Genomic DNA, 19,865 nt, shown 5'->3' with positions numbered 1-19,865 from the left:
GGCGTTTAGATGAAATATTTACTTTTGGAGAGAATATTGAGTAACGAATGGGATGAGTATGCTGAAAACTGGGATGTAGATCCTAGTGTTGAACAGTATGCAAAAAATGCATTTTCAGAGCTCTTAGATAGCATTAATATTAATGGTCTAACCGTTCTAGATTTTGGCTGTGGTACAGGCGCTTTGACTCAGCTAATGAGTCCATCGGTTGAAAGTATCGTAGGGATAGATCCATCTTCTGAAATGATAAAGCTATTGGATAAAAAGGCACTAAATAATGTAACGTCTATCTGTGATTACCTATCTAGTGAATTGGTTCAAAATTTTCCTGAGCTAAAAAATAAATTTGATCTAATAGTCGCATCGTCTGTTTGCGGTTTTCTGCCTGATTATGAAATGACATTAAGTTTATTAAAATCTTTATTAAAAAAAGACGGTCTGTTTGTTCAATGGGATTGGCTTTCTGAGGATGATTCATCGGGTATGGGGTTGTCAGAGAAAAGAGTTAAACAAGCATTTTTGGCAAGTGGCTTTGTAAGTATTAAAGTGAATAGTCCTTTTATAATGAATAGTTCAAAAGGAAATATGCCTGTTTTAATGGCTATTGGTAAAAATGATTAATAAGGCAATAAGATCAAACAAAGACGGATTAAATGATGTCGCTTTATTCAATATTTGATCGCTATTAGCCTGGTAAAAAATGATAATTATCTCGAAATTTCTAAATAAGACTGAAAAAGTAGAGTATTACTTTGCAATCGTACCAGACGATATGGATCGCCCGTTTATTTTAGGTGCCCAAAGTGCTGATCCTAAGCTGCCTTCAATTGCTCAGTGGGGCGCATCTTCAAGATTTGGACTTGATAATCTTGATACCATTGAAGGGAAACTATGGAAAAGTTGGCGCTCCACTTTAAAGATGCTAGGTGCCTCATGGGTAATACCAATTATGGAAGAGTCAGTAATAAAAAATGATGTAACTTATGCAGTTAATCAAATTATATCTAAATCGTAAATTTGCAATTAACAAAGTGTAGTTGTTGGGCTATTTTTCTCGTTGCACTCAAAAACCAGCCGCAAAACACAGTGTTGGTAATTTTTAATAAAGCCAACAACCCTTAAATAGTTAAACCCCTTAGCCAAGCACTACTCTTTATTTAATCGATAAATCGTATTTTAAAATAAGGGCATCAATATAGCGGCTACGTAATGTAAGTTGCTTTTCGTGATCGGCGCCATGGCTAAGGGCTTTATTTAAAAGTTTCATGGCAGGGTGAATGCGGGTGCGTTCATCCTTATCTAAACTGGCTTTGCTGCGCAGCTCGGTTATATCGTCTACTAATAATCTGCCAATATCCACCGCCACAATTTCATCAATTAAGCCATTTTGGGTAAGCACCCCATATTTGCTGCATAGAAATTGTTGCCAAACTTGCTGTAAATGCTCTTCTATTTCACAGCCAAACAGCTCTTCGTTAAATATAAAGCCTTGCTGTGCAAGCTTAGCTAAGCATTGGGTATAGTACTGAGCAAACAAATTAAAAGCCTGATTAGATGACTCAACTTTTTGCTTTATAACTCCTTGACCCCAGTTTACGCAGCCACGGGGATAGTAATCGTCGTATTCTTCACATTCATACAAGCCTGAGTAAGAGCTGCAACTCATCTGGTTTTTAATGCAATAACTTGGCTTAGGGAAAATGCTTTGCGCTTGCCAGTTTTCAAGGGTTTCAGTATCTATGTTGAGAGCTTGGCATAACTCATCAGTGTGATAAAAGTGAGTGCTTAAATAGTCAGATAAACGCATAGTGGCTCGCTTAATAGTAAAAAACAAATACTGTTTATTTATACAGTTATTTATTTTGTATCATCAAACCCAATAACACAAGCCATTTTATAATTAAATACTGGCTATCACTGCAAATAGCGCGGTAAATATGGTACAAATAGGCCAAGTATTAATAACAATGATTTTTTTATGCGCACCCTAGAACAAATTAAACAAGCAAGCCTTATTACTGCAATTAAAACACCTTACTTAACCAATGGTGAGATCGATCTTGCAAAGTATGATGAACTCGTTGAAATACAAATTGCAGCGGGTGTTGACGGCATAGTTGTTGGTGGCACCACCGGTGAAGGCCAGTTAATGAACTGGGAAGAGCATTTAATGCTAATTGCGCACAGTGCTAATAAATTTGGTGATAAATTACTGATTGTAGGTAACACCGGTAGTAATAATACGCGCGAAGCAATTAAAGCAACTAAGTATGGTTTTGCCAGCGGCATGCATGCCTCATTGCAAATTAACCCTTACTACGGGCGCACATCAATTGCCGGTGTTAAAGAACACTTTAAACGTTTGCTTGATATTGGTCCGGCGTTTATTTACAACGTAGCAGGGCGCACAGGTCAAGACCTCACCCCTGATATTATTGAACCACTGGCCCAGCATGAGCACTTTATTGGTGTTAAAGAATGTGGTGGCAATGAGCGTATAGCGCACTATGAACAACAAGGTATTGCATGTTGGTCTGGGAATGATGACGAAGCACACGATGCACGCCATATCCATAAAGCACATGGTGTTATTTCAGTTACGTCTAACCTGATCCCAGGTTTGTTCCGCCAATTAATGGATACCAAAAATGATGCGCTTAATAATTCATTACAACCATTAATGAACTGGCTATTTTGCGAGCCAAACCCAATTGCCATTAATACCGCGATGATCATGACCGGCGCGGTAAACCCTGTGTTTAGAATGCCTTACGTACCGCTTAACGATGAGCAACAGCAACAAGGTGTAACGCTAATTAATCAGCTTAATGAGCAAGATTTTGTCGGTAGCCGAGCGCAGTGTGTGGATATTAGTAAGGTTTTGATTTTATCTTAAACTGTTAGACTATTTATTAAATACTAAATTTTCAAAGCAGCCTAATGTAAACACAGAGGCTGCTTTTTTATATCACTGCCAATAGTAGTTGAGTTTAAGCTGCCACATAGCTGAATTGGCATGTGTTACTGCTAATCTAATATCAATATCTTGGTTAATAGGCACTGCAAGTTCTAGTTTGGTTTGCGCAGGGTTTTTAGCATTTAAGAATGATTTTTCGTAGGATGCTCTGAGTTTAATACCTGAGTCAGTACCAGTAATGATCCCCACCTCTACCGACGAATCATAAAAGTGGCTGTTTTTAGCTAAATCACCCAAATAACCATTAATTAAGCTATAGGCTAAGGTGTTGTTGCTAAACTGCCAAGCTTGTCCGGCTCCTCCCATAACAAAGCTGCGTTTACAGGTTCTGCACAGTGCTGGTTGTCTGTCGAATCCCACATTGATTTTCCACGACCACTTAGATTCATTAGCCCAAGACAATTGGTTTGGATTGAATGACTCTAAATCTAATAAATGAATTTTATTTATGTAAGTTTCGCCATTTGTAAACATCAGCTCGGTATCTAACATTTCTAAATTAGAAAATGGAATGCGGGCAATATCAGAGGCAAGGGTATCAAAATAGCTCAGCCTAAAACCCATAGTGTACTGTGTTTGCTCAGCCGTGTGCATCGCAGAAATTGAGCTGTTAGAGGGCTTTTGGCCTTTATGTGGTGGCTGCTGGGTAAATTGAAATTTAACTTTGTTTTCGCCCATTGGCAGCTTTAAGCGCGCTTGGATTAGCGCATTTTTTAACTCACTTATTTTTACTGGGGTTTGTTTTTGAATTTGCTTCACTTGTACAAGTTCAAATAAAGCGCCAATAATGGCTTTTTGAGACTGTACTGGCAAAGCTAAAAATGATTTGCTTTTTAGTACTGCTGATTCTGCAAAGATTTGTTTGGCAAAGCTGAGCTCTTTTTCACTTAAAGATTGCACATATTTTGAAAATACAGTGTCACGTGAGGGTGTAAATGTGACTTTTTTAACCGCTGATTGCTCTTGGTAAGTGGCCGAGTTTAACCTTGAAAAAATAGTGGCAGGTATTACCCAAGGAGAGCTTTCGCTAGTTAGTTGATCGCCAATAACAAGTTCAATAATTTGTGCGAGATGAAACGCGCAGTTTTCATCGGCAAAGTAATAATCAAATTCAGTGCCTAAAATTTCCCATAAGTGGTTAGCAATAAAAGCCACGTCGCGCTCGTTTAGATTAAGAGTATATTCCCATAAATCTCTTAATTCTATCTCGCCGTAATTATGCTGGTGGCGATAAAACAATTGATCTGAAAAACCGGCTTTATAACCACCAAACAAGCCCTTGAGAATATAGACTAAGCCATTTTCATTGTCTGGAACATGTGCGCCATAGTTTATGCTGTAATCTAATAATTTGTTTTTTGATTCGGTTGAGCGATTAAGTTTAAGTAATAAATGACCATATAACGATGCGGGGTTACTCATATAACCAGAGGCAAATACTAAACTAACAGAGTGAATAGCTTGTTGCTCTCGCCATTGCTGTAATTTTGGGCACTCTGCAGCTGGCATTGAAAAGGTTAAACCTTGCTCTTTGAGCCATTGATAACGAGCAGGGTAGCGACATTGTGTTAATGGCTGGTTATTAAAAGCATGGATTGTTGCTTTTAATTCTGCAACCGGATCATTACGTCCGTTATCTGCAATAAAAAAGGATGCGTTAGTAATATAACTAATAGTAGTTGGTTGATTTTTGTAATGCCCTAATTTCAACCATATTGGGTGTTTTGCTAAAACAGAGATAGATTGCGTGGCAGAACTTGAGAAAGAGGTGAATAAAAAAACGCTAATAAAATAAAATAAAGGTTTCATTGTTTAACCAAAAAAAAGGGCTGTTAAGCCCTCTAATTATTAGATTGCAGCGCATTGAGATGAAAAGTTAGTTGTAATTTTACCTTCAACTAATTCATAAAATGCTTGTGCATTGTCTATTGGTGCGTTTGCGTAATCGCTGCGTACCGAAGTGATAATTTGTTGATGAGCAGTTACATCACAACCACGTACATTAAGCATTGCAGAGATATACTCGCCTTCACCCTGTGCTATTTCTTGTTCTAATACAGGAAAAGTTTGTTGAATAAACTGCGCTGTTTTTACGTTAGCGCCTTCACAGCTCTCTACTGAAGAAATGTTAGACGATACCGCTGTTGTTCCTAAATCCCAAATAATATTAGAAATTGCTGCCGCAACGCCATTGTCTGGGAAAACCATTGCGCCAATACCACATTGTTGCCATGGGTTGATGCCACTTTTTGCTTGTGACGGCATTGAAACGAATGCGCTTACTAATACCGCAGCAGTTAAACATCTTTTTATCATTATTAATTTCCTTTAATTTATATACACCCCACAAAACGGGCGAAGAAGTTTACCTGTTTTGGTTATTTAAATGCAAATAGTTATGTAACACAATGTAACACAATGTAAAACAACGGTGTAAAATTTATAAAAGTGCAATAAAGGCGTGAATTAACGGGAATAAACCTTGCGAGTTAAAACCATTTAGCTAACTTAAACAACAGCTGATAATCGCTAATTATCCTGCATTTTATAAATTAGCGGTTTCTGGTGTTTAAAACTAACTGTTTAAGCGATTTTACTGTATAATTTGCGACCCTTGATAATGTGGCCGCAGGTTATACAGCAATGAATTTTAAATCTTTTAGTTTTGCCCCTGAACTTATTCAGGCGTTAGACGAACTTAATTACCACACCCTTACGCCCATTCAGCGCTCAGCTATTCCGGCTGTTCGTAAAGGTAAAGACGTTTTAGCAAGTGCACAAACCGGTACAGGTAAAACCGCTGCATTTGCACTCCCTATTATTCAAAAGTTATTTGAGTCAGATTGCAGCACTACGAATGCGCCAAGCGCCTTAGTCCTTGCGCCTACGCGTGAGCTTGCAGAGCAAATAGCGAATAACTTTAAAGACTTTGCTAAGTACACTCAGTTAAAAGTAGTGAGCTTATTTGGTGGTGTTAATACCGCAGGACAAGAAATTGCACTCAAAGAAGGTGTTGATGTTGTAGTAGCAACACCAGGACGTTTACTTGATCATATTCGTTTAGGTAACTTAAGCCTTGCTCAAGTAAAACATTTAGTACTTGATGAAGCTGACCGTATGCTTGATATGGGCTTTATTAATGATATGCAAAGCGTAATAAAAAGCTGTGCAGATGAGCGTCAAATTTTATTGTTTTCAGCTACCTTCCCAGCAGCAATTAAACAGTTCGCCTCTAAAGTATTAAAGCAGCCTGAAATTGTTCGTGTTGATCAAACTAACAGCACTGCAAGTACAGTACAACACGTGGTTTACCCAGTAGAGGAGCGCCGTAAGCAAGAGTTGCTTTCTGAGCTGATTGGTAAGAAAAACTGGCAGCAAGTGCTAGTGTTTGTAAACATGAAAGAAACCGCAGATGAGTTAGTGACTGAACTTAACCTAGACGGTATCCCAGCGGCAGTATGTCATGGCGATAAATCGCAGGGTAATCGTCGTCGTGCGTTGCGTGAATTTAAAGAAGGCAAAGTACGCGTGCTAGTTGCAACAGAAGTAGCGGCCCGTGGTATTGATATTGACGGTTTACCGCGTGTTATTAATATTGATTTACCTTGGCTTGCTGAAGATTATGTTCACCGTATTGGCCGTACTGGTCGTGCTGGTAACCAAGGACAAGCAATTTCGTTTGTGAGTCGCGAAGAAGAAAATATGTTGTTTGAAATTGAAACCTTAATTGGTCAAAAAATTAAACGTGTTTACTTAGAAGGTTACGAAGTAAGTAATCGTGAAGTACTGATTGATAAGATTGGTAAAAAGCCAGCGCATTTACGCCGTACCCGTGCTAACAAGCCATCAGGCCAGGCTACCGGTGAAGCGAGAGCGAAAAACCGCTCGCGAATTTCTAATGTACGTAAAAGCTTAAAAGGCGAAAAGCTGTCACTTAAAAAGTAAGACAGCTAAGCCATTAAAAAACCTGAGTTTACTCAGGTTTTTTTGTGCCTGAAAGAGTAGTTTAGTTGTGCTTTTCTAACATCGATAATGCAACTGCTTCGGCCGCTTTAATACCATCAATACCCGCTGATAAAATACCGCCTGCATAACCTGCACCTTCACCTGCAGGGTAAAGCCCTTTGGTATTAATGCTTTGGAAAGTTTTATCGCGCTTGATGCTGATAGGTGAAGACGTACGTGTTTCTACACCCGTTAGTAAGCCATCATTGGTTGAAAAGCCACGAATTTGTTTGTTAAAGGCAGGAATTGCTTCACGTAGCGCTTCAATGGCAAAAGCTGGCAGTACTTTGCTTAAATCAGTCAGTTTTATACCTGGTGTATACGAAGGCTGTACATCGCCTAAATTAGCCGACGATTTACCTTTTAAAAAATCACCAATCAGCTGTGCTGGGGCATCATAATTTTTACCACCAAGCTTATAGGCTTGCTCTTCTAGCTTACGCTGTAAATCTATACCAGCTAGAGGATGGCCAGGAAAATCTTTTTCTGGCGAAATACCCACAACAATAGCACTGTTCGCATTTCGCTCACTACGAGAATATTGACTCATACCGTTAGTAACCACACGGCCTTCTTCAGAGGTAGCGGCAACTACCGTGCCGCCAGGGCACATACAAAAACTGTATACGGTTCGGCCATTATTACAATGGTGTACCAATTTGTAATCGGCAGAGCCCAAAATAGGGTTACCCGCGTTATCGCCAAAGCGGCACTCATCAATCATTGATTGTTTATGTTCTATTCTAAAGCCTACTGAAAAGGGTTTTGCTTCAACATAAATGCCTTTATCGTGGATCATTTTAAACGTATCACGGGCACTGTGACCAACCGCTAAAATCACATGGCGAGTTTCAAGCTTTTCACCATTAGAAAGTGTCAGCCCTGTAACTTGGCCGTTGTCTAAATGGATATCGTCAACGCGGTTGCTAAAACGAATCTCACCACCAAGTTCTATAATTCGCGCGCGCATTTTTTCAATCATGGTTACTAGTTTAAAAGTACCAATGTGCGGCTTACTAACGTATAAAATTTCTTCAGGAGCACCAGCCTCTACAAATTCAGTGATCACTTTACGGCCATAATGTTTAGGATCTTTTACTTGGCTGTAGAGCTTACCGTCTGAGAACGTGCCTGCACCACCTTCACCAAACTGAACGTTTGATTCGGTATTAAGCGCCTTTTTACGCCAAAAGCCAAAGGTGTCTTTGGTGCGTTCACGTACCTCTTTACCGCGCTCTAGAATTATTGGTTTAAAGCCCATTTGTGCCAGCACTAAACCGGCAAATAAACCACATGGGCCAAAGCCAATTACTACAGGACGCTCTTTAATGCTGCTATTAGCGTGTGCTACAAATTTGTAGTTGGTGTCAGGGGAGACTTTAACGTGTTGATCTTTTTCAAACGAGGCTAACAGTTGTGCTTCGTTATCTACCTCAACATCAAGCGTGTAAATCAGTAAAATGGCGCTTTTTTTACGTGCATCGTAACCGCGTTTAAACACATTGTAGCTGTGTAGCTGCTCTGGACTTATATTTAATTTATTGATGATGGCTTGGCCAATAGCATTTTCGTCATGGTCAAGCGGCAGCTTTATTTCGGTTAAACGTATCATTAATATCTCTTTTGGTGTCATAGCGGAAAGTAAATACCGCTCACAATAAGGGGAGTGCACAAAGCGCTAATTTATAAGCGCCATATATTACGTTAAATTGTTCGCTTTTGGCACATATTTATTGTGTTTTGGTAAGGGTTGGGTATGATCCGCAGCTGGTAAAGTTAAATATTAGGTATTAAACCACTATGGCGTTTGTAGTCACCGAAAACTGTATAAAATGTAAGTACACTGATTGCGTATCGGTGTGCCCTGCAGATGCATTTTTTGAAGGCCCTAATTTTTTGGCTATTAGCCCAATAGACTGTATTGACTGTGGTTTATGTGTGCCTGAGTGTGCAGCTGATGCCATTTATCAAGAAGATGAACTACCTGAATCGCAAAAAGAATTCACCCAGCTTAATGCAGAACTGGCAGAAATATGGCCACGTATAACGCAAGTTAAACCTGCACCTGAAGATGCCGATAGCTGGAATGGTGTAGCTAATAAATTAAAACTTCTCGACACATAACCACTTCCTAAAACTTATTATTAGTTTTTTGTTAATTTTGTTGCAAATATTAACGCGCAAGTATTAACAAACGTACCTGTATAATTTACACTCCAGACCAAAGTTTACTTTCAACAAGTAAATAAACCTAAATGGATGTTTATGCAGTACTTTATACCTACAAAAATAATAAAATTGCTGTTGTTGATCAGCTTCAGCCTTGTTTTAACTCTCAGCCCTAATGCACTTGCCGATAAGCTTAATTATCAACTTGCACACATTAATAAAAACATTGATGTAGATGGCGTGCTTAACGAGCCGCATTGGCAACAAGCAACCCGCGTTGCGGTAAACTATCAAGATGAGCCGAATGAAAAAGGCACGCCACCGGTAAAAACCGATGCGTATATTTATGACGATGGTCATAATTTGTATGTAGCTTTTGTTGCTTATGACACCGATCCGAGTAAAATTCGTGCGGCGCTTCGTGATAGAGACACGCTTTGGCAAGATGACAACGTCGGTTTGGTAATTGATACTTTTAACGATGAGCGTACCGGCTATGAGTTTTATGTAAACCCACTGGGCGCCCAAGGCGACATTCGCATGACGGATACCGATGAGTGGGTATCTGATTTATCGTGGGATGCTATTTGGGATAGTGCCGGTACCATAAACGAGCATGGTTACGTGGTTGAAATGCGTATTCCGTTTAAAGCTCTGCGCTTTGCACAAAATCAAGCCGACTCTACTTGGGGCTTTTCGATGATGCGCAACTATCAGCGTGATGTGTTGTATCAATTATCAAGTACAGGCTTTGACCGTGATATTAAATGTAGTTTATGTCAGTTTGACAAAATAACTGGATTTAATAATTTAGCACCGAGTAAGAATCTGCAATTAACGCCAACCTTAACCGCATTAAGAAACGATCAAAAAACACAGGTACCTAGTGCGTGGGATAATGGCGATGTAAATACAGAAGTAGGGCTTGATCTGCGTTGGGGCGTCACTAAAGATGCAGTTATTAATGCCACCATAAACCCTGACTTCTCTCAGGTAGAAACCGATTCGTTAGAACTGGATGTAAACACCACATATTCTATTTATTACGCTGAAAAACGCCCGTTTTTCTTAGATGGCGCGTCTTACTTTAAAAGTAATTTATTTGAACTGCTCTATACCCGCACCATAGCTGAGCCTAATATTGGCGCCAAGCTCACCGGTAAAACCGACAGCCATAGCTATGCGCTAATGTTTGCAGATGACGACAACAGTAATGTTTTACTGCCTAGTAACCAAGGGTCTGGTTTTGCCAGCCTAAATGATAAAACCAAGGCAGCGGTGGCGCGATACCAATATGATATTGGCCAACAAGGGACCATAGGAGTAACCACCACACATAGAGAAAGTAGCGACTACCATAATACGGTGTTATCGGTTGATGGTAGCTATTGGTTTAATCAGTCAGATACACTTAATTATCAAATAGCCAATGCTGATACCAACAACTCTAAATTTTTAGTTGATAACTACAATTTAGCAGAGTCTCAGTCTGATATGGCGTATGCATTAAAGCTGACTCGCGATAAGCGCGATTATAAGCTTTATGCAACGTATGACAATATTGGTGAGGATTACCGCACCGATTTAGGTTATCAAGAAAAAGTAGACTATGAAAAAGTAGGCTTTGGTGGCGGTCAAACTTGGTATGGTGATGAACATGACATGCTAACAACATGGTCATACACCGCCGATTGGGATAAAAGCTGGGCTCAAAATGGCGACTTGCTTGAAGAAGAATATGAAGGTTACATGACCTTTCAAGGTCAAAAGCAGTCTGTATTTGAGCTTGGTTTGTTAAATCGCTATGAAAACTATAATGGCAATTTTTATAACCAAAATATTGGTTATTTTTATACGGCTTTTAGGCCGACTAAAGATTTGAGATTATCGTTATACGCCGAATACGCAAGCCGTATAGATTATACCAATGAGCAGTTAGGTGATGTTTTAACTACACAATCACAGGCTGTTTGGGATATTAATAATCACTGGCAGTTAGATGTTAGACATAATTATAGTCATTTAGATGATTACCAAGGGCGACGCGTATTTACCGCAAACCTTGTAGATTTTAGGCTTTATTATAAGTTTAGTATGCGCGCTATGCTTAAGCTGATTTTACAGTTTGAAGATATAGACAGAAATGAAGATGCTTACTTTTATCAGGTAAGCGAAATCAACAAAGATTATGGTAGTCAGCTGGTTTACTCATATAAAATTAACGCACAAACGTTATTTTACTTAGGGTATTCAGATAAAGGTTATCAGGATGACTCGTTAAAAAGCATTGAGCGTGACCAACGTACTTTCTTTACGAAAGTAAGTTATGCATGGCAGTTATAACGCTATAAACAATATAAAAGCAAGGTTTTGCTAGGCAATAAAAAACACGCTACCATGTAGCGTGTTTTTTTATATAAAGCAAAAGCTAACTATTACAAGTCAAAAGTACGTGAGATAGCAAGTACAATTCGCTCATCGGCGTAATCGTAGTCCAAGCTGGTATTCTCAGCTGCTACTTCAATACCAAACCCTTCATAGCTTGTTTGGTACGCTAAGCGGTAATGATGATACGATTTATCGCCCTTAGCTTCATCCCACTGAAATTTATTGCCATCGAGTGAGTTTGAAATATCAAAGCTAGCACGAATTGCATGATTTGGAGCAATCTCGAAAGTGTGCGCAATCATCGAAATCACATGGCCTGTATCGTAGCCAAAGTAATCCCAGCTGTACCAAAAGTTAAGCTCTGTTTGACCGTAGTCACTGGCGTAACCAAATTTAGTATACGCTTCTGCGTAGTTACCATCGCTGTTATTACCTTGGTAAGTGTAATAAGCAATACCGTAATCAAGGCTTACTTGTTCGTTTAACTGAATGTATCGGCCTACATAAGCATCTAGTTCGAAGTCGGTGTCATCACCAAAATCTACGTTTGATGCCCATACACCTGCATACACACCGTTATCGTACGCATAGTCAAGACTTGCTTGTAGCGCAGGGTCGTTATCTGTTTGAGTAACACCATTAAAGGTGTAATCAGAGGCAGCGGTAATCGTTGTTGACCAGTTAGCTGCTGCCGTTGTTGATAAAACCGTTAATGGTAAAGCGATAAAAAGTTGTTTTAATTTATTGTTCATGTGGTTTCCTAGCTGATAGTTTCTATTTTTGTGTAGTCAATTTTATTCGCTTTAGGTGATCCTTCGATATTGCTGACTGTTTTAAATTTGCTGTAGGCAATAAAACCTAAGCAGATAAAGAATAAGCCAATAACTAAAGCACCAACCCATTGAATTTGCAAAAACTCAAGTTTAAATAACAGTGTCAATAATGATAAAGCGATAACGTTCATAGCAATATATTTAAATTTGCCTAAGCGTTTTACAGTTAAGTTTAAATTATCTGTGTATAAACGGATCAGTGAATCAAGCGAGTTTATAACAAACACGATACCTACAAACACCATGGCAAAGTTTTTGATGCCTGCAGTTGGAATACCCGCCTCGTGGTAGTGATATAACACACTAAACCAGATAGCGATTGGTATTGACGGGAAAATCAACATAGCGCCCAATACTTGGTATGTTTTTAAACCACCAACAAAACGCGATGTAAACTGACCAATCATGATGCTCCACGCAAACCACCAAAATAGATAAAACTCATGGTAATCATTCAGTGGTAATACAAATTCATTGATGTTGGCGAAGTAATTGCCAATTAAACCTATATTTTGAGTAAATGCAGAGAGTTCGCTATCGCCAAATAAGAAGGCATCAGCCCACATAAAACCAATTAATGCGATAAACAACCAAGTAGTGGCAATACTTAAAAAGCGTACGTATTTAATATCGGTACTTGAATACACCGCAAAACAAATAGCGGCAAGTACAATTAAGTAAAATGCTGGAATAACACTTGAACCATCACCAAGTTCTGGTATATACCACGGTAGATTGCTTAGCAGTAAGTATGCGGTAAACGCACAAGTACCAATAATGACCACGTTGTTTAAAAATTTAACCCATGGAATTTCAAAAAACTTCACTTTGGGCTCTATTACACAGAAATAAAAGCACGTAAGAAAATAAAATCCCCAAATTAAAAATCCCCAATAACCAAACTCAATAGAGAGCGGGTTGGCAAATGCATATTCTGGGCTTGCTTTTATGTCTGCATAACCGGCAAATTCGGTTAAAGGAAACATAATAAGGCCAACGTCTAGGCCAGAGGTAAATAGGATTGCTATAAAGGTGAATGTTCTCACTGGTGTGACGCCTACTACGCGTACATTGCCCCATTTTATTAAAATAGTAACAATGGCAAGTAAGGTAAAAATAATGCCAGCATTAAGCCAAATAGTCATTATCGCCCTCCCAGAATGAATAAAAGTAACACATATATACTCCGTTTTTTATTGTGCTTGCATCAACACCGGCATAACCTATTTATGCTTGTGAGCCACTGCAAGCTACATAAAGGCACTCTTTAAGCATTTTGCTTACGAGAGAGGCCTTTATGACAGGCTAAATTAAAGGGTTTTATTTCGTTGTGTAGTTTGCCAATCAGTGGCATTCACAACATCAACTCCTGTATGAGCTAAGGGCTTATTTCCTAGAATAATATCCGCGGCTTTTTCGGCCACCATAATCGTAGGGGCATTTAAGTTACCGTTCGGTATGGTCGGAAAAATTGACGAATCAACCACACGTAAGCTTTGTATGCCACGCACTTGAGTGTTTGAGTTAACCACGGCCATATCATCTTCACCCATTTTGCAAGAGCAAGAAGGGTGATAAGCACTTTCTACGGCTTGGCGAACAAAGGCATCAATTTGCTCATCAGTTTGAACTTGTTGCCCTGGTTGAATTTCTTCACCACGAAATTGGTTAAATGCTGGTTGTTCAATGATTTCGCGTGTTAAACGTACGCACGCTCTAAAGCCTTCAATATCGTCTTGATGCTCTAGGTAATTAAATACAATTTTAGGTGGCTGTGTTGGATCAGCTGATGCAATAGTGACACTACCTCGGCTCTTAGGCTTGTTATGGCCTACATGCACTTGAAAACCATGCCCTGCAAAAGCACTACGACCATCGTAACGCATAGCGGCCGGTAAAAAGTGATACTGTATGTCAGGCCATTCAACACCTGGCTTTGAGCGAATAAAGGCACATGATTCAAAATGATTAGTTGAGCCTAAGCCTTTGCGAGTTAGTAGCCATTTTGCGCCAATTAAACCTTTAGAAAACAAGCCTAACTTACCGTTTAAAGTAATCGGTTGTTTACACTTATATTGAAAGTAAAACTCTAAATGATCTTGCAGGTTTTGGCCTACACCTGGTAAGTGATGTTTTACTTCAACGCCTGCTTTCTCAAGTGCTTGAGTATCACCAATACCTGAAAGCTGTAGTAGGTGTGGTGAACCAATAGAGCCTGCGCTTAAGATAACTTCTTTATTTGCTTTTGCAGTTTTAACCGCGCCATTAAGCTTGTATTCAACGCCGGTTGCTTTTTTACCATCTAAAATAACGCGCTGGGCAAGAGCACCTGTAACGATTGTTAAGTTGCTACGATGCTTAATAGGATCTAAATATTCTCGAGAGGCTGAGCTACGCACACCGTTTTTAACGGTCATGTGCATAGGGCCAAAACCTTCTTGCTGAGCACTATTGTAGTCATTTGTTGTTGAATAACCGGCCTCTGCACCCGCTTCAATAAATGCAGTGTATAACGGGTTCTCCATGTTATTGCCGTTATTAACACCTAGCGGACCTTTGCCACCACGATGGCTATTTTCACCTAGGTAAAAGCTTTCTGCTTTTTTAAAATACGGTAAACACGCTTGGTAATCCCAGCCGTTAGCACCGTGCTGTTGCCATTCATCAAAATCTTTAGCGTGGCCACGCACATACACCATGCCATTAATCGATGATGAGCCGCCAAGAACTTTACCGCGTGGGCAATGCATTTCACGGTTATCTAGATGTGGCTCTGGTTGCGTATGAAATTGCCACGCAAACTTATCTGTATTCATTGGAATAGAGAGTGCCGTTGGCATTTTTATAAAGATGCTTTTATCGCTGCCGCCGGTTTCAAGTAACAATACCTTGTTACTTGAATCTTCAGACAAGCGATTTGCTAACACACAGCCTGCTGAGCCCGCACCTACAATAATATAATCAAAAGAGTGGTTCATGATGATTCCTTAAAACGGGCTTTCTATGTCGGCCATGCCAACATAAATAGATTTAGTTTGTGTGTAATGATCTAGAGTCTCTATGCCATTTTCACGACCAATACCCGATTGCTTATAACCACCCACTGGCATCTCTGCTGGTGAGTTACCGTAAGCATTAATCCAACAAATACCGGCTTGCAGTTGATGAATTACGCGATGAGCGCGTTTAATGTCGCTGGTGAAAACGCCTGCAGCTAAACCTAAGTGAGTGCCATTAGCGCGGGAAATCACATCATCTTCATCATCAAAGACTAAAACGCTCATTACTGGGCCAAAAATCTCTTCTTTAACGATAGTCATTTCATCATTGCAATCAACAAACACAGTCGGCGCTACAAAATAGCCATTTGGCGCTGCTTCTGGAGAAAGCGTTGAACCACCTGTTAATAGTGTTGCGCCTTCTTCAAGGCCTTTATTAATGTAGCTCATTACTAAATCTTGATGCTTTTTAGAAATAAGCGCGCCAAAGTTAGTGTTTAGATCTTGTGGGTCGCCGGCAATAATATTGTTTTCAGTGCGTGTTTTAAGTTCATCAATAAATTGTTGGTAAACATTTTTGTGTACGTAAATACGGGTACAGTTAGTGCAAATTTCACCTTGGGTATAAAAGTTACCTAGCATAGCGGCACTTACTGCTTGCTCTATATTGGCATCATCAAATACTAGTAATGGCGATTTACCACCGAGCTCCATAGTCACATCTTTTAATGTGCCTGCAGCACTGGCTACAACTTTTTTACCTGTACCTACTTCACCAGTAAACGATACTTTATCAATATCTTGATGTGCAGTAAGCCATTGACCTACTTCGCCCGCGCCTTGCACTACATTAAATACGCCAGCAGGAACGCCTGCTTCAATAAACACTTCGGCTAATTTAATTGCGCCAAGTGGTGTTTCTTCAGATGGCTTAAAAATAAATGCATTACCCGCTGCAAGAGCAGGACCTGACTTCCAACATGCAATTTGTAATGGGTAGTTCCATGCACCAATACCTGCACAAATACCTAGAGGTTCTTTGCGAGTATAATAAAAATCATCGCCAACCATTTGCTGTTGACCAACTTGTGCAGGGGCAAGGCCTGCGAAATATTCAATAACATCTGCGCCTGTTTCAATATCTACGCAGTTAGCTTCTTGCATTGGTTTACCAGTATCGAGAACTTCAACCAGGGCAAGCTCGTCATTGCGCTCGCGTAAAATAGCAACGGCGTTTAATAAAATACGGCTGCGCTCAATAGGGGTCATCGCTGACCAAACTTTAAAGCCTTGTTTTGCACTTTCTATCGCTGCGTTTTGAACATACTCATCAGCGACTTCAACGGCATAAATTACCTGGCCGGTTGCAGGGTTTACTACATCAAATGTTTCGCCGCTTTTATTCGCAAGGAATTGGCCGTTGATAAAGTTTTGATAAATAGGTGTAGTCACGTTAGGCTCCATATTGCTTGATAAGTGAATGCACGTAGTTTTTAGCCAGTGATTCACTGTGTTTAAACTGATTTTCGTCTGATTGGCTTAATACGGCACGAAGCCATAAGCCATCAATCATTGCTGCGGTTAATTCGGCCGCGAGTGTCGCTTGCGCCAAAGGCATTAATTGCTTAAATGAAACGGTTAAATTGCTCTGCAAGCGTTTGCTGTTTACTTTTTGTAAACGATGAAGTTCCTTATCGTGCATTGATTGCGCCCAAAAACTTAGCCACGTCCGAGTGGTATCTTTTCGTTGTTGTACTAGCGCAAAGTTTGATTCAACAATAAACATTAACCTTTGAGTTGCAGTGGTGTTTTCATCAACTTTATTAATTAAGTCGTCTTTCAAGTTCGAGAGTAAATAACGCACAGTTGCTTCAATTAGCCCCTGTTTCCCACCAAAGTAATGACTAATTATGCCTGATGACATTCCAGCATTTTTACTAATGCTATTAATTGTAGTCGCTTGAAGCCCTTTTTGAGCAACTGATTCTATAGTCGCGTCAATTAGCTGCTGACGCCTTACAGGTTCCATTCCAACTTTGGGCATAATTTTTATTAATTGAACGTTCAATAAAGATTAAGCTTAAGGTAATAGCTCTAACAATTCAAGGCTTGTGTAAATAGCAAGAGAGTAAAGTATGGATAAATGATTAACAAAATGAGTATTAAATGATGCAAAATTAACAACATAATGATTTATATAAAATCAATAAATAACAGTGGGTTATATTTGTTTTTTGTGTTTGCTTATATAGTGTAATTAATTGTTTACGAGGTAAGAGAAACTTTTAGTGATTTATTTGTTAGTGCGTTAACTATTAGAGTACTAATTGTATTTTTTACCAGCAGGGTAGTTATGTGAAGGTAAAACGAATATATCTGTTTTTCCGATGAAATACCGATTATAGAAAGGGAGATGGGAGGTAAATTAACCGAATGTTAACCTAAGAAGGGGTAAAGCAAGGTGCTGTTTAGGTTTCAACAACACCTTTAAATAGAAGGGGATAACGTCTTAAGCGATTGCCAATATAATCATCGGCCATGATCTGTTCACAAATTTCGTCGATGTTATCAGTAGCTTCAAACACCCAATCAAAACGTTCAATCGCGAGCAAAAAACCGCGCTTTAAGTGTGTTTGTTCGCGGTAATAAGCAAGGTTATTTTTTATCAGTTGCAGCTTTTCAGGTTCAGCTTTTAATTGCGCAATAACTTGGTGAATAAACTGTAAATTGCGCGAACTAGTTGGCCTATTTCGTCTATTTGTTGGTCGCATTATTCTTCGTTAGCTATGTTGTAAAGTTTCTTCAAAAAGTCGTCTTTGTGTTTGTCATGTTCATAATCTAAGTGATAGGTATTATGAAATCCAAAACGTAATAATACCCCACTGCCTTGTAAGTAAACGGTATAGCCGTCAATATCAGAAAATGCAGTGACCCCCTGATAAAGCTTACCTTCTTCTGTGGTTTTACCACGTTGCTGGATACGTTCGTAAACCGCTAGAATCTGTTTGTTGTCGATTTCATTTTTCATTGTTTATACCTTTTATTTATTCTCTCATACGGGGTAGATATGCGGGTCGATCATCATAAAAACAATAGTCAAGAATGTGCGATATTGCTTTGTTATTTTCAATTTATAAATTATGCTCAAAGTTCACTTTATGCTGAGCTTTTACCATGATAGACAAAGCGTTACTTTTAAAAACTCGTGAATTATCCGACCAACTTATTGCACTGCAAACCCCCATTAGAATACTCGATGCAATTAATTGGGATAAACAGACTAAAGAAGAGTTTTTTAGGCAAAAATGTCAAAAAAATCCTCTGATAGATCGTGCCTATTACCAACAGCGCGATTTAGGATTTGTGCCCAGTGAGTTGCGCCAAGCATTTTCAACACTGCACCGTAATATTATTAATCAGTTGGGACAATTAAACCCAATAACCCAATATATGGGTAAAATGTGTGGTGAATATAAAACAGTGCTTAATATGCTGGAGCATCGAGGTACTGCCGAATTTCATGACTTGTCGGTAGAGCTATTTGGTCACCCAAAAGATCTTTTTCATGCTGGTGAGCCTTCTTTATCTGAGCTTGCTAATATGCTCGAGCAGCCATTAAAAAGTTTACTTGATGCGAACATTTTGCCTGAAGATCCTAAAAATATTGATGCCAGTGATGCGGTGCGGATTTTATCTGAACAAGTTAATGCCAGTATGCAAGGCATTAATGTGGAAGTAATGCTAAGTGACGGAATTGTCAGTGATGCGGCAGCAGGAGCAAACAATATAAAGCTTAATCAAGATGTTAAGTTTTCTCAGCGCGAATTAGATATTTTAGAGGTACACGAGGGCTGGATCCATGTAGGCACCACTCAAAATGGCTTAGCGCAACCTTATTTAACTTGCTTGAGTAAAGGCACGCCAAGCTCTACGGTGACTCAAGAGGGACTTGCAGTACTGACTGAAATAATTACTCTTAAATCAACGCCTAGGCGCTTATCAAAATTAGTAAATCGTATTCAAGCGGTCACCAAAGTGATTGATGGTGCTGAGTTTGTAGATATATACCGAGATTATGTAGCACAAGGATTATCAAAAGACGACAGCTACACCCTTGCACAGCGTGTGTTTAGAGGTAGCACGGCAACCGGCTTACCGTTTACTAAAGACATTGCTTATATAAAAGGCTTTGTATTGGTTTATAACTTAATTCGGGTGGCGATACAGCTTGGCAGAATTGACCAATTACCGCTATTGCTGGTGGGTAAAATATCAATTGATGACTTTAGGTTAATATCGCAACTGCATGATTTAGGTGTGATTGAAAACCCGCAATTTGTGCCTCCCCATTTTAAAGATTTAAGAGGACTTGCTACGTGGCTGAGCTTTGGTCGTTTTATTGGTAATTTGTCATTTGAACAATTAGAAAACGACTACAAGCCGTTGTTTTTATAACTTATAAGTAAGCTTTTTCTCAGAAACAAAAAAAGCCCA

General features: G+C 39.3%; 18 protein-coding genes. 7 read left to right on the top strand and 11 right to left on the bottom strand.

The genetic code is table 11. The features are described from left to right. The first annotated feature begins 9 nt into the window (after positions 1-9). Together P3J6_RS07930 and P3J6_RS07925 are read left to right on the top strand one after the other, a co-directional pair. Positions 10-621, top strand: a complete 612-nt coding sequence (locus P3J6_RS07930; RefSeq protein WP_232735476.1) for a class I SAM-dependent DNA methyltransferase — start codon at positions 10-12, stop codon at positions 619-621. 79 nt (positions 622-700) lie between these two features. Then, positions 701-1,015, top strand: a complete 315-nt coding sequence (locus P3J6_RS07925) for a hypothetical protein (RefSeq protein WP_232735475.1) — start codon at positions 701-703, stop codon at positions 1,013-1,015. Positions 1,016-1,153: 138 nt separating this feature from the next. Here the strand turns inward: P3J6_RS07925 and P3J6_RS07920 are convergent, their stop codons facing one another. Then, positions 1,154-1,807, bottom strand: a complete 654-nt coding sequence (locus tag P3J6_RS07920; protein ID WP_198522661.1) for a DUF6058 family natural product biosynthesis protein — start codon at positions 1,805-1,807, stop codon at positions 1,154-1,156. Positions 1,808-1,978: 171 nt separating this feature from the next. Here P3J6_RS07920 and dapA point away from each other — a divergent pair, with 171 nt between their 5' ends. Next, positions 1,979-2,896: a 4-hydroxy-tetrahydrodipicolinate synthase gene (dapA, locus tag P3J6_RS07915; protein ID WP_198522660.1), complete on the top strand. Its 918-nt coding sequence runs from the start codon at positions 1,979-1,981 to the stop codon at positions 2,894-2,896. A gap of 72 nt (positions 2,897-2,968) precedes the next feature. On the opposite strand, the gene P3J6_RS07910 is transcribed toward dapA, so the two are convergent. Together P3J6_RS07910 and P3J6_RS07905 are read right to left on the bottom strand one after the other, a co-directional pair. Further along, positions 2,969-4,786, bottom strand: coding sequence for an Lnb N-terminal periplasmic domain-containing protein (locus P3J6_RS07910; protein WP_198522659.1), 1,818 nt, complete (start codon positions 4,784-4,786; stop codon positions 2,969-2,971). 39 nt (positions 4,787-4,825) lie between these two features. Beyond that, positions 4,826-5,293, bottom strand: coding sequence for a DUF3015 family protein (locus tag P3J6_RS07905; RefSeq protein ID WP_010388962.1), 468 nt, complete (start codon positions 5,291-5,293; stop codon positions 4,826-4,828). A 327-nt stretch (positions 5,294-5,620) separates the two neighbouring features. On the opposite strand from P3J6_RS07905, the gene P3J6_RS07900 reads away from it, so the two are divergent. Next, positions 5,621-6,922 carry a DEAD/DEAH box helicase gene (locus P3J6_RS07900; protein ID WP_028834771.1) on the top strand — a complete coding sequence of 434 codons (1,302 nt, stop codon included), beginning with the start codon at positions 5,621-5,623 and terminating at the stop codon, positions 6,920-6,922. A gap of 61 nt (positions 6,923-6,983) precedes the next feature. Here the strand turns inward: P3J6_RS07900 and P3J6_RS07895 are convergent, their stop codons facing one another. Beyond that, positions 6,984-8,594 carry an NAD(P)/FAD-dependent oxidoreductase gene (locus tag P3J6_RS07895; protein ID WP_198522658.1) on the bottom strand — a complete coding sequence of 537 codons (1,611 nt, stop codon included), beginning with the start codon at positions 8,592-8,594 and terminating at the stop codon, positions 6,984-6,986. A 188-nt stretch (positions 8,595-8,782) separates the two neighbouring features. Here P3J6_RS07895 and fdxA point away from each other — a divergent pair, with 188 nt between their 5' ends. Next, a complete protein-coding gene (gene fdxA, locus P3J6_RS07890; protein ID WP_010388957.1) occupies positions 8,783-9,106 on the top strand; it encodes a ferredoxin FdxA in 324 nt (107 codons plus the stop codon). 141 nt (positions 9,107-9,247) lie between these two features. Continuing rightward, a complete protein-coding gene (locus P3J6_RS07885; protein WP_198522657.1) occupies positions 9,248-11,494 on the top strand; it encodes a carbohydrate binding family 9 domain-containing protein in 2,247 nt (748 codons plus the stop codon). Between the two features lie 92 nt (positions 11,495-11,586). On the opposite strand, the gene P3J6_RS07880 is transcribed toward P3J6_RS07885, so the two are convergent. The 7 genes from P3J6_RS07880 to P3J6_RS07850 form a co-directional block, all read right to left on the bottom strand. Then, a complete protein-coding gene (locus P3J6_RS07880) occupies positions 11,587-12,291 on the bottom strand; it encodes a TorF family putative porin (protein ID WP_138607893.1) in 705 nt (234 codons plus the stop codon). 8 nt (positions 12,292-12,299) lie between these two features. Further along, positions 12,300-13,517 (bottom strand): BCCT family transporter, encoded by a 1,218-nt coding sequence (locus P3J6_RS07875; protein ID WP_178957193.1) that lies wholly within the window; start codon positions 13,515-13,517, stop codon positions 12,300-12,302. Between the two features lie 165 nt (positions 13,518-13,682). Continuing rightward, complete coding sequence (betA, locus tag P3J6_RS07870; RefSeq protein ID WP_198522656.1) at positions 13,683-15,350, bottom strand: choline dehydrogenase; 1,668 nt, start codon at positions 15,348-15,350, stop codon at positions 13,683-13,685. A 9-nt stretch (positions 15,351-15,359) separates the two neighbouring features. Next, complete coding sequence (gene betB, locus P3J6_RS07865) at positions 15,360-16,823, bottom strand: betaine-aldehyde dehydrogenase (RefSeq protein WP_198522655.1); 1,464 nt, start codon at positions 16,821-16,823, stop codon at positions 15,360-15,362. A gap of 1 nt (position 16,824) precedes the next feature. After that, positions 16,825-17,400 carry a transcriptional regulator BetI gene (gene betI, locus P3J6_RS07860; protein ID WP_138607901.1) on the bottom strand — a complete coding sequence of 192 codons (576 nt, stop codon included), beginning with the start codon at positions 17,398-17,400 and terminating at the stop codon, positions 16,825-16,827. A gap of 439 nt (positions 17,401-17,839) precedes the next feature. Beyond that, positions 17,840-18,142 carry a hypothetical protein gene (locus P3J6_RS07855; RefSeq protein ID WP_198522654.1) on the bottom strand — a complete coding sequence of 101 codons (303 nt, stop codon included), beginning with the start codon at positions 18,140-18,142 and terminating at the stop codon, positions 17,840-17,842. Continuing rightward, positions 18,142-18,399 carry a DUF3081 domain-containing protein gene (locus P3J6_RS07850; RefSeq protein WP_138607905.1) on the bottom strand — a complete coding sequence of 86 codons (258 nt, stop codon included), beginning with the start codon at positions 18,397-18,399 and terminating at the stop codon, positions 18,142-18,144. Before P3J6_RS07850 ends, P3J6_RS07855 begins: the two co-directional genes overlap by 1 nt. A gap of 146 nt (positions 18,400-18,545) precedes the next feature. Between P3J6_RS07850 and P3J6_RS07845 the strand changes: the two genes are divergently transcribed. After that, entirely contained in the window at positions 18,546-19,826 is a 1,281-nt protein-coding gene (locus P3J6_RS07845) for a flavohemoglobin expression-modulating QEGLA motif protein (protein ID WP_178957190.1), read from the top strand. Positions 19,827-19,865 lie beyond the last annotated feature (39 nt).

Source organism: Pseudoalteromonas sp. 3J6 (genome assembly GCF_903995135.1).
In the GTDB taxonomy this organism is placed as follows: domain Bacteria; phylum Pseudomonadota; class Gammaproteobacteria; order Enterobacterales; family Alteromonadaceae; genus Pseudoalteromonas.
Note: the sequence above shows the minus strand (reverse complement) of the source record. Positions and strands in the feature narration are given on the sequence as shown.

What these genes read in the sequence shown, in the direction of transcription:
- P3J6_RS07930 (WP_232735476.1), top strand. Translation starts at nt 10, where the DNA reads ATGAAATATTTACTTTTGGAGAGAATATTGAGTAACGAATGGGATGAG.
- P3J6_RS07925 (WP_232735475.1), top strand. Translation starts at nt 701, where the DNA reads ATGATAATTATCTCGAAATTTCTAAATAAGACTGAAAAAGTAGAGTAT.
- P3J6_RS07920 (WP_198522661.1), bottom strand. Translation starts at nt 1,807, where the DNA reads ATGCGTTTATCTGACTATTTAAGCACTCACTTTTATCACACTGATGAG.
- dapA (WP_198522660.1), top strand. Translation starts at nt 1,979, where the DNA reads ATGCGCACCCTAGAACAAATTAAACAAGCAAGCCTTATTACTGCAATT.
- P3J6_RS07910 (WP_198522659.1), bottom strand. Translation starts at nt 4,786, where the DNA reads ATGAAACCTTTATTTTATTTTATTAGCGTTTTTTTATTCACCTCTTTC.
- P3J6_RS07905 (WP_010388962.1), bottom strand. Translation starts at nt 5,293, where the DNA reads ATGATAAAAAGATGTTTAACTGCTGCGGTATTAGTAAGCGCATTCGTT.
- P3J6_RS07900 (WP_028834771.1), top strand. Translation starts at nt 5,621, where the DNA reads ATGAATTTTAAATCTTTTAGTTTTGCCCCTGAACTTATTCAGGCGTTA.
- P3J6_RS07895 (WP_198522658.1), bottom strand. Translation starts at nt 8,594, where the DNA reads ATGATACGTTTAACCGAAATAAAGCTGCCGCTTGACCATGACGAAAAT.
- fdxA (WP_010388957.1), top strand. Translation starts at nt 8,783, where the DNA reads ATGGCGTTTGTAGTCACCGAAAACTGTATAAAATGTAAGTACACTGAT.
- P3J6_RS07885 (WP_198522657.1), top strand. Translation starts at nt 9,248, where the DNA reads ATGCAGTACTTTATACCTACAAAAATAATAAAATTGCTGTTGTTGATC.
- P3J6_RS07880 (WP_138607893.1), bottom strand. Translation starts at nt 12,291, where the DNA reads ATGAACAATAAATTAAAACAACTTTTTATCGCTTTACCATTAACGGTT.
- P3J6_RS07875 (WP_178957193.1), bottom strand. Translation starts at nt 13,517, where the DNA reads ATGACTATTTGGCTTAATGCTGGCATTATTTTTACCTTACTTGCCATT.
- betA (WP_198522656.1), bottom strand. Translation starts at nt 15,350, where the DNA reads ATGAACCACTCTTTTGATTATATTATTGTAGGTGCGGGCTCAGCAGGC.
- betI (WP_138607901.1), bottom strand. Translation starts at nt 17,400, where the DNA reads ATGGAACCTGTAAGGCGTCAGCAGCTAATTGACGCGACTATAGAATCA.
- P3J6_RS07855 (WP_198522654.1), bottom strand. Translation starts at nt 18,142, where the DNA reads ATGCGACCAACAAATAGACGAAATAGGCCAACTAGTTCGCGCAATTTA.
- P3J6_RS07850 (WP_138607905.1), bottom strand. Translation starts at nt 18,399, where the DNA reads ATGAAAAATGAAATCGACAACAAACAGATTCTAGCGGTTTACGAACGT.
- P3J6_RS07845 (WP_178957190.1), top strand. Translation starts at nt 18,546, where the DNA reads ATGATAGACAAAGCGTTACTTTTAAAAACTCGTGAATTATCCGACCAA.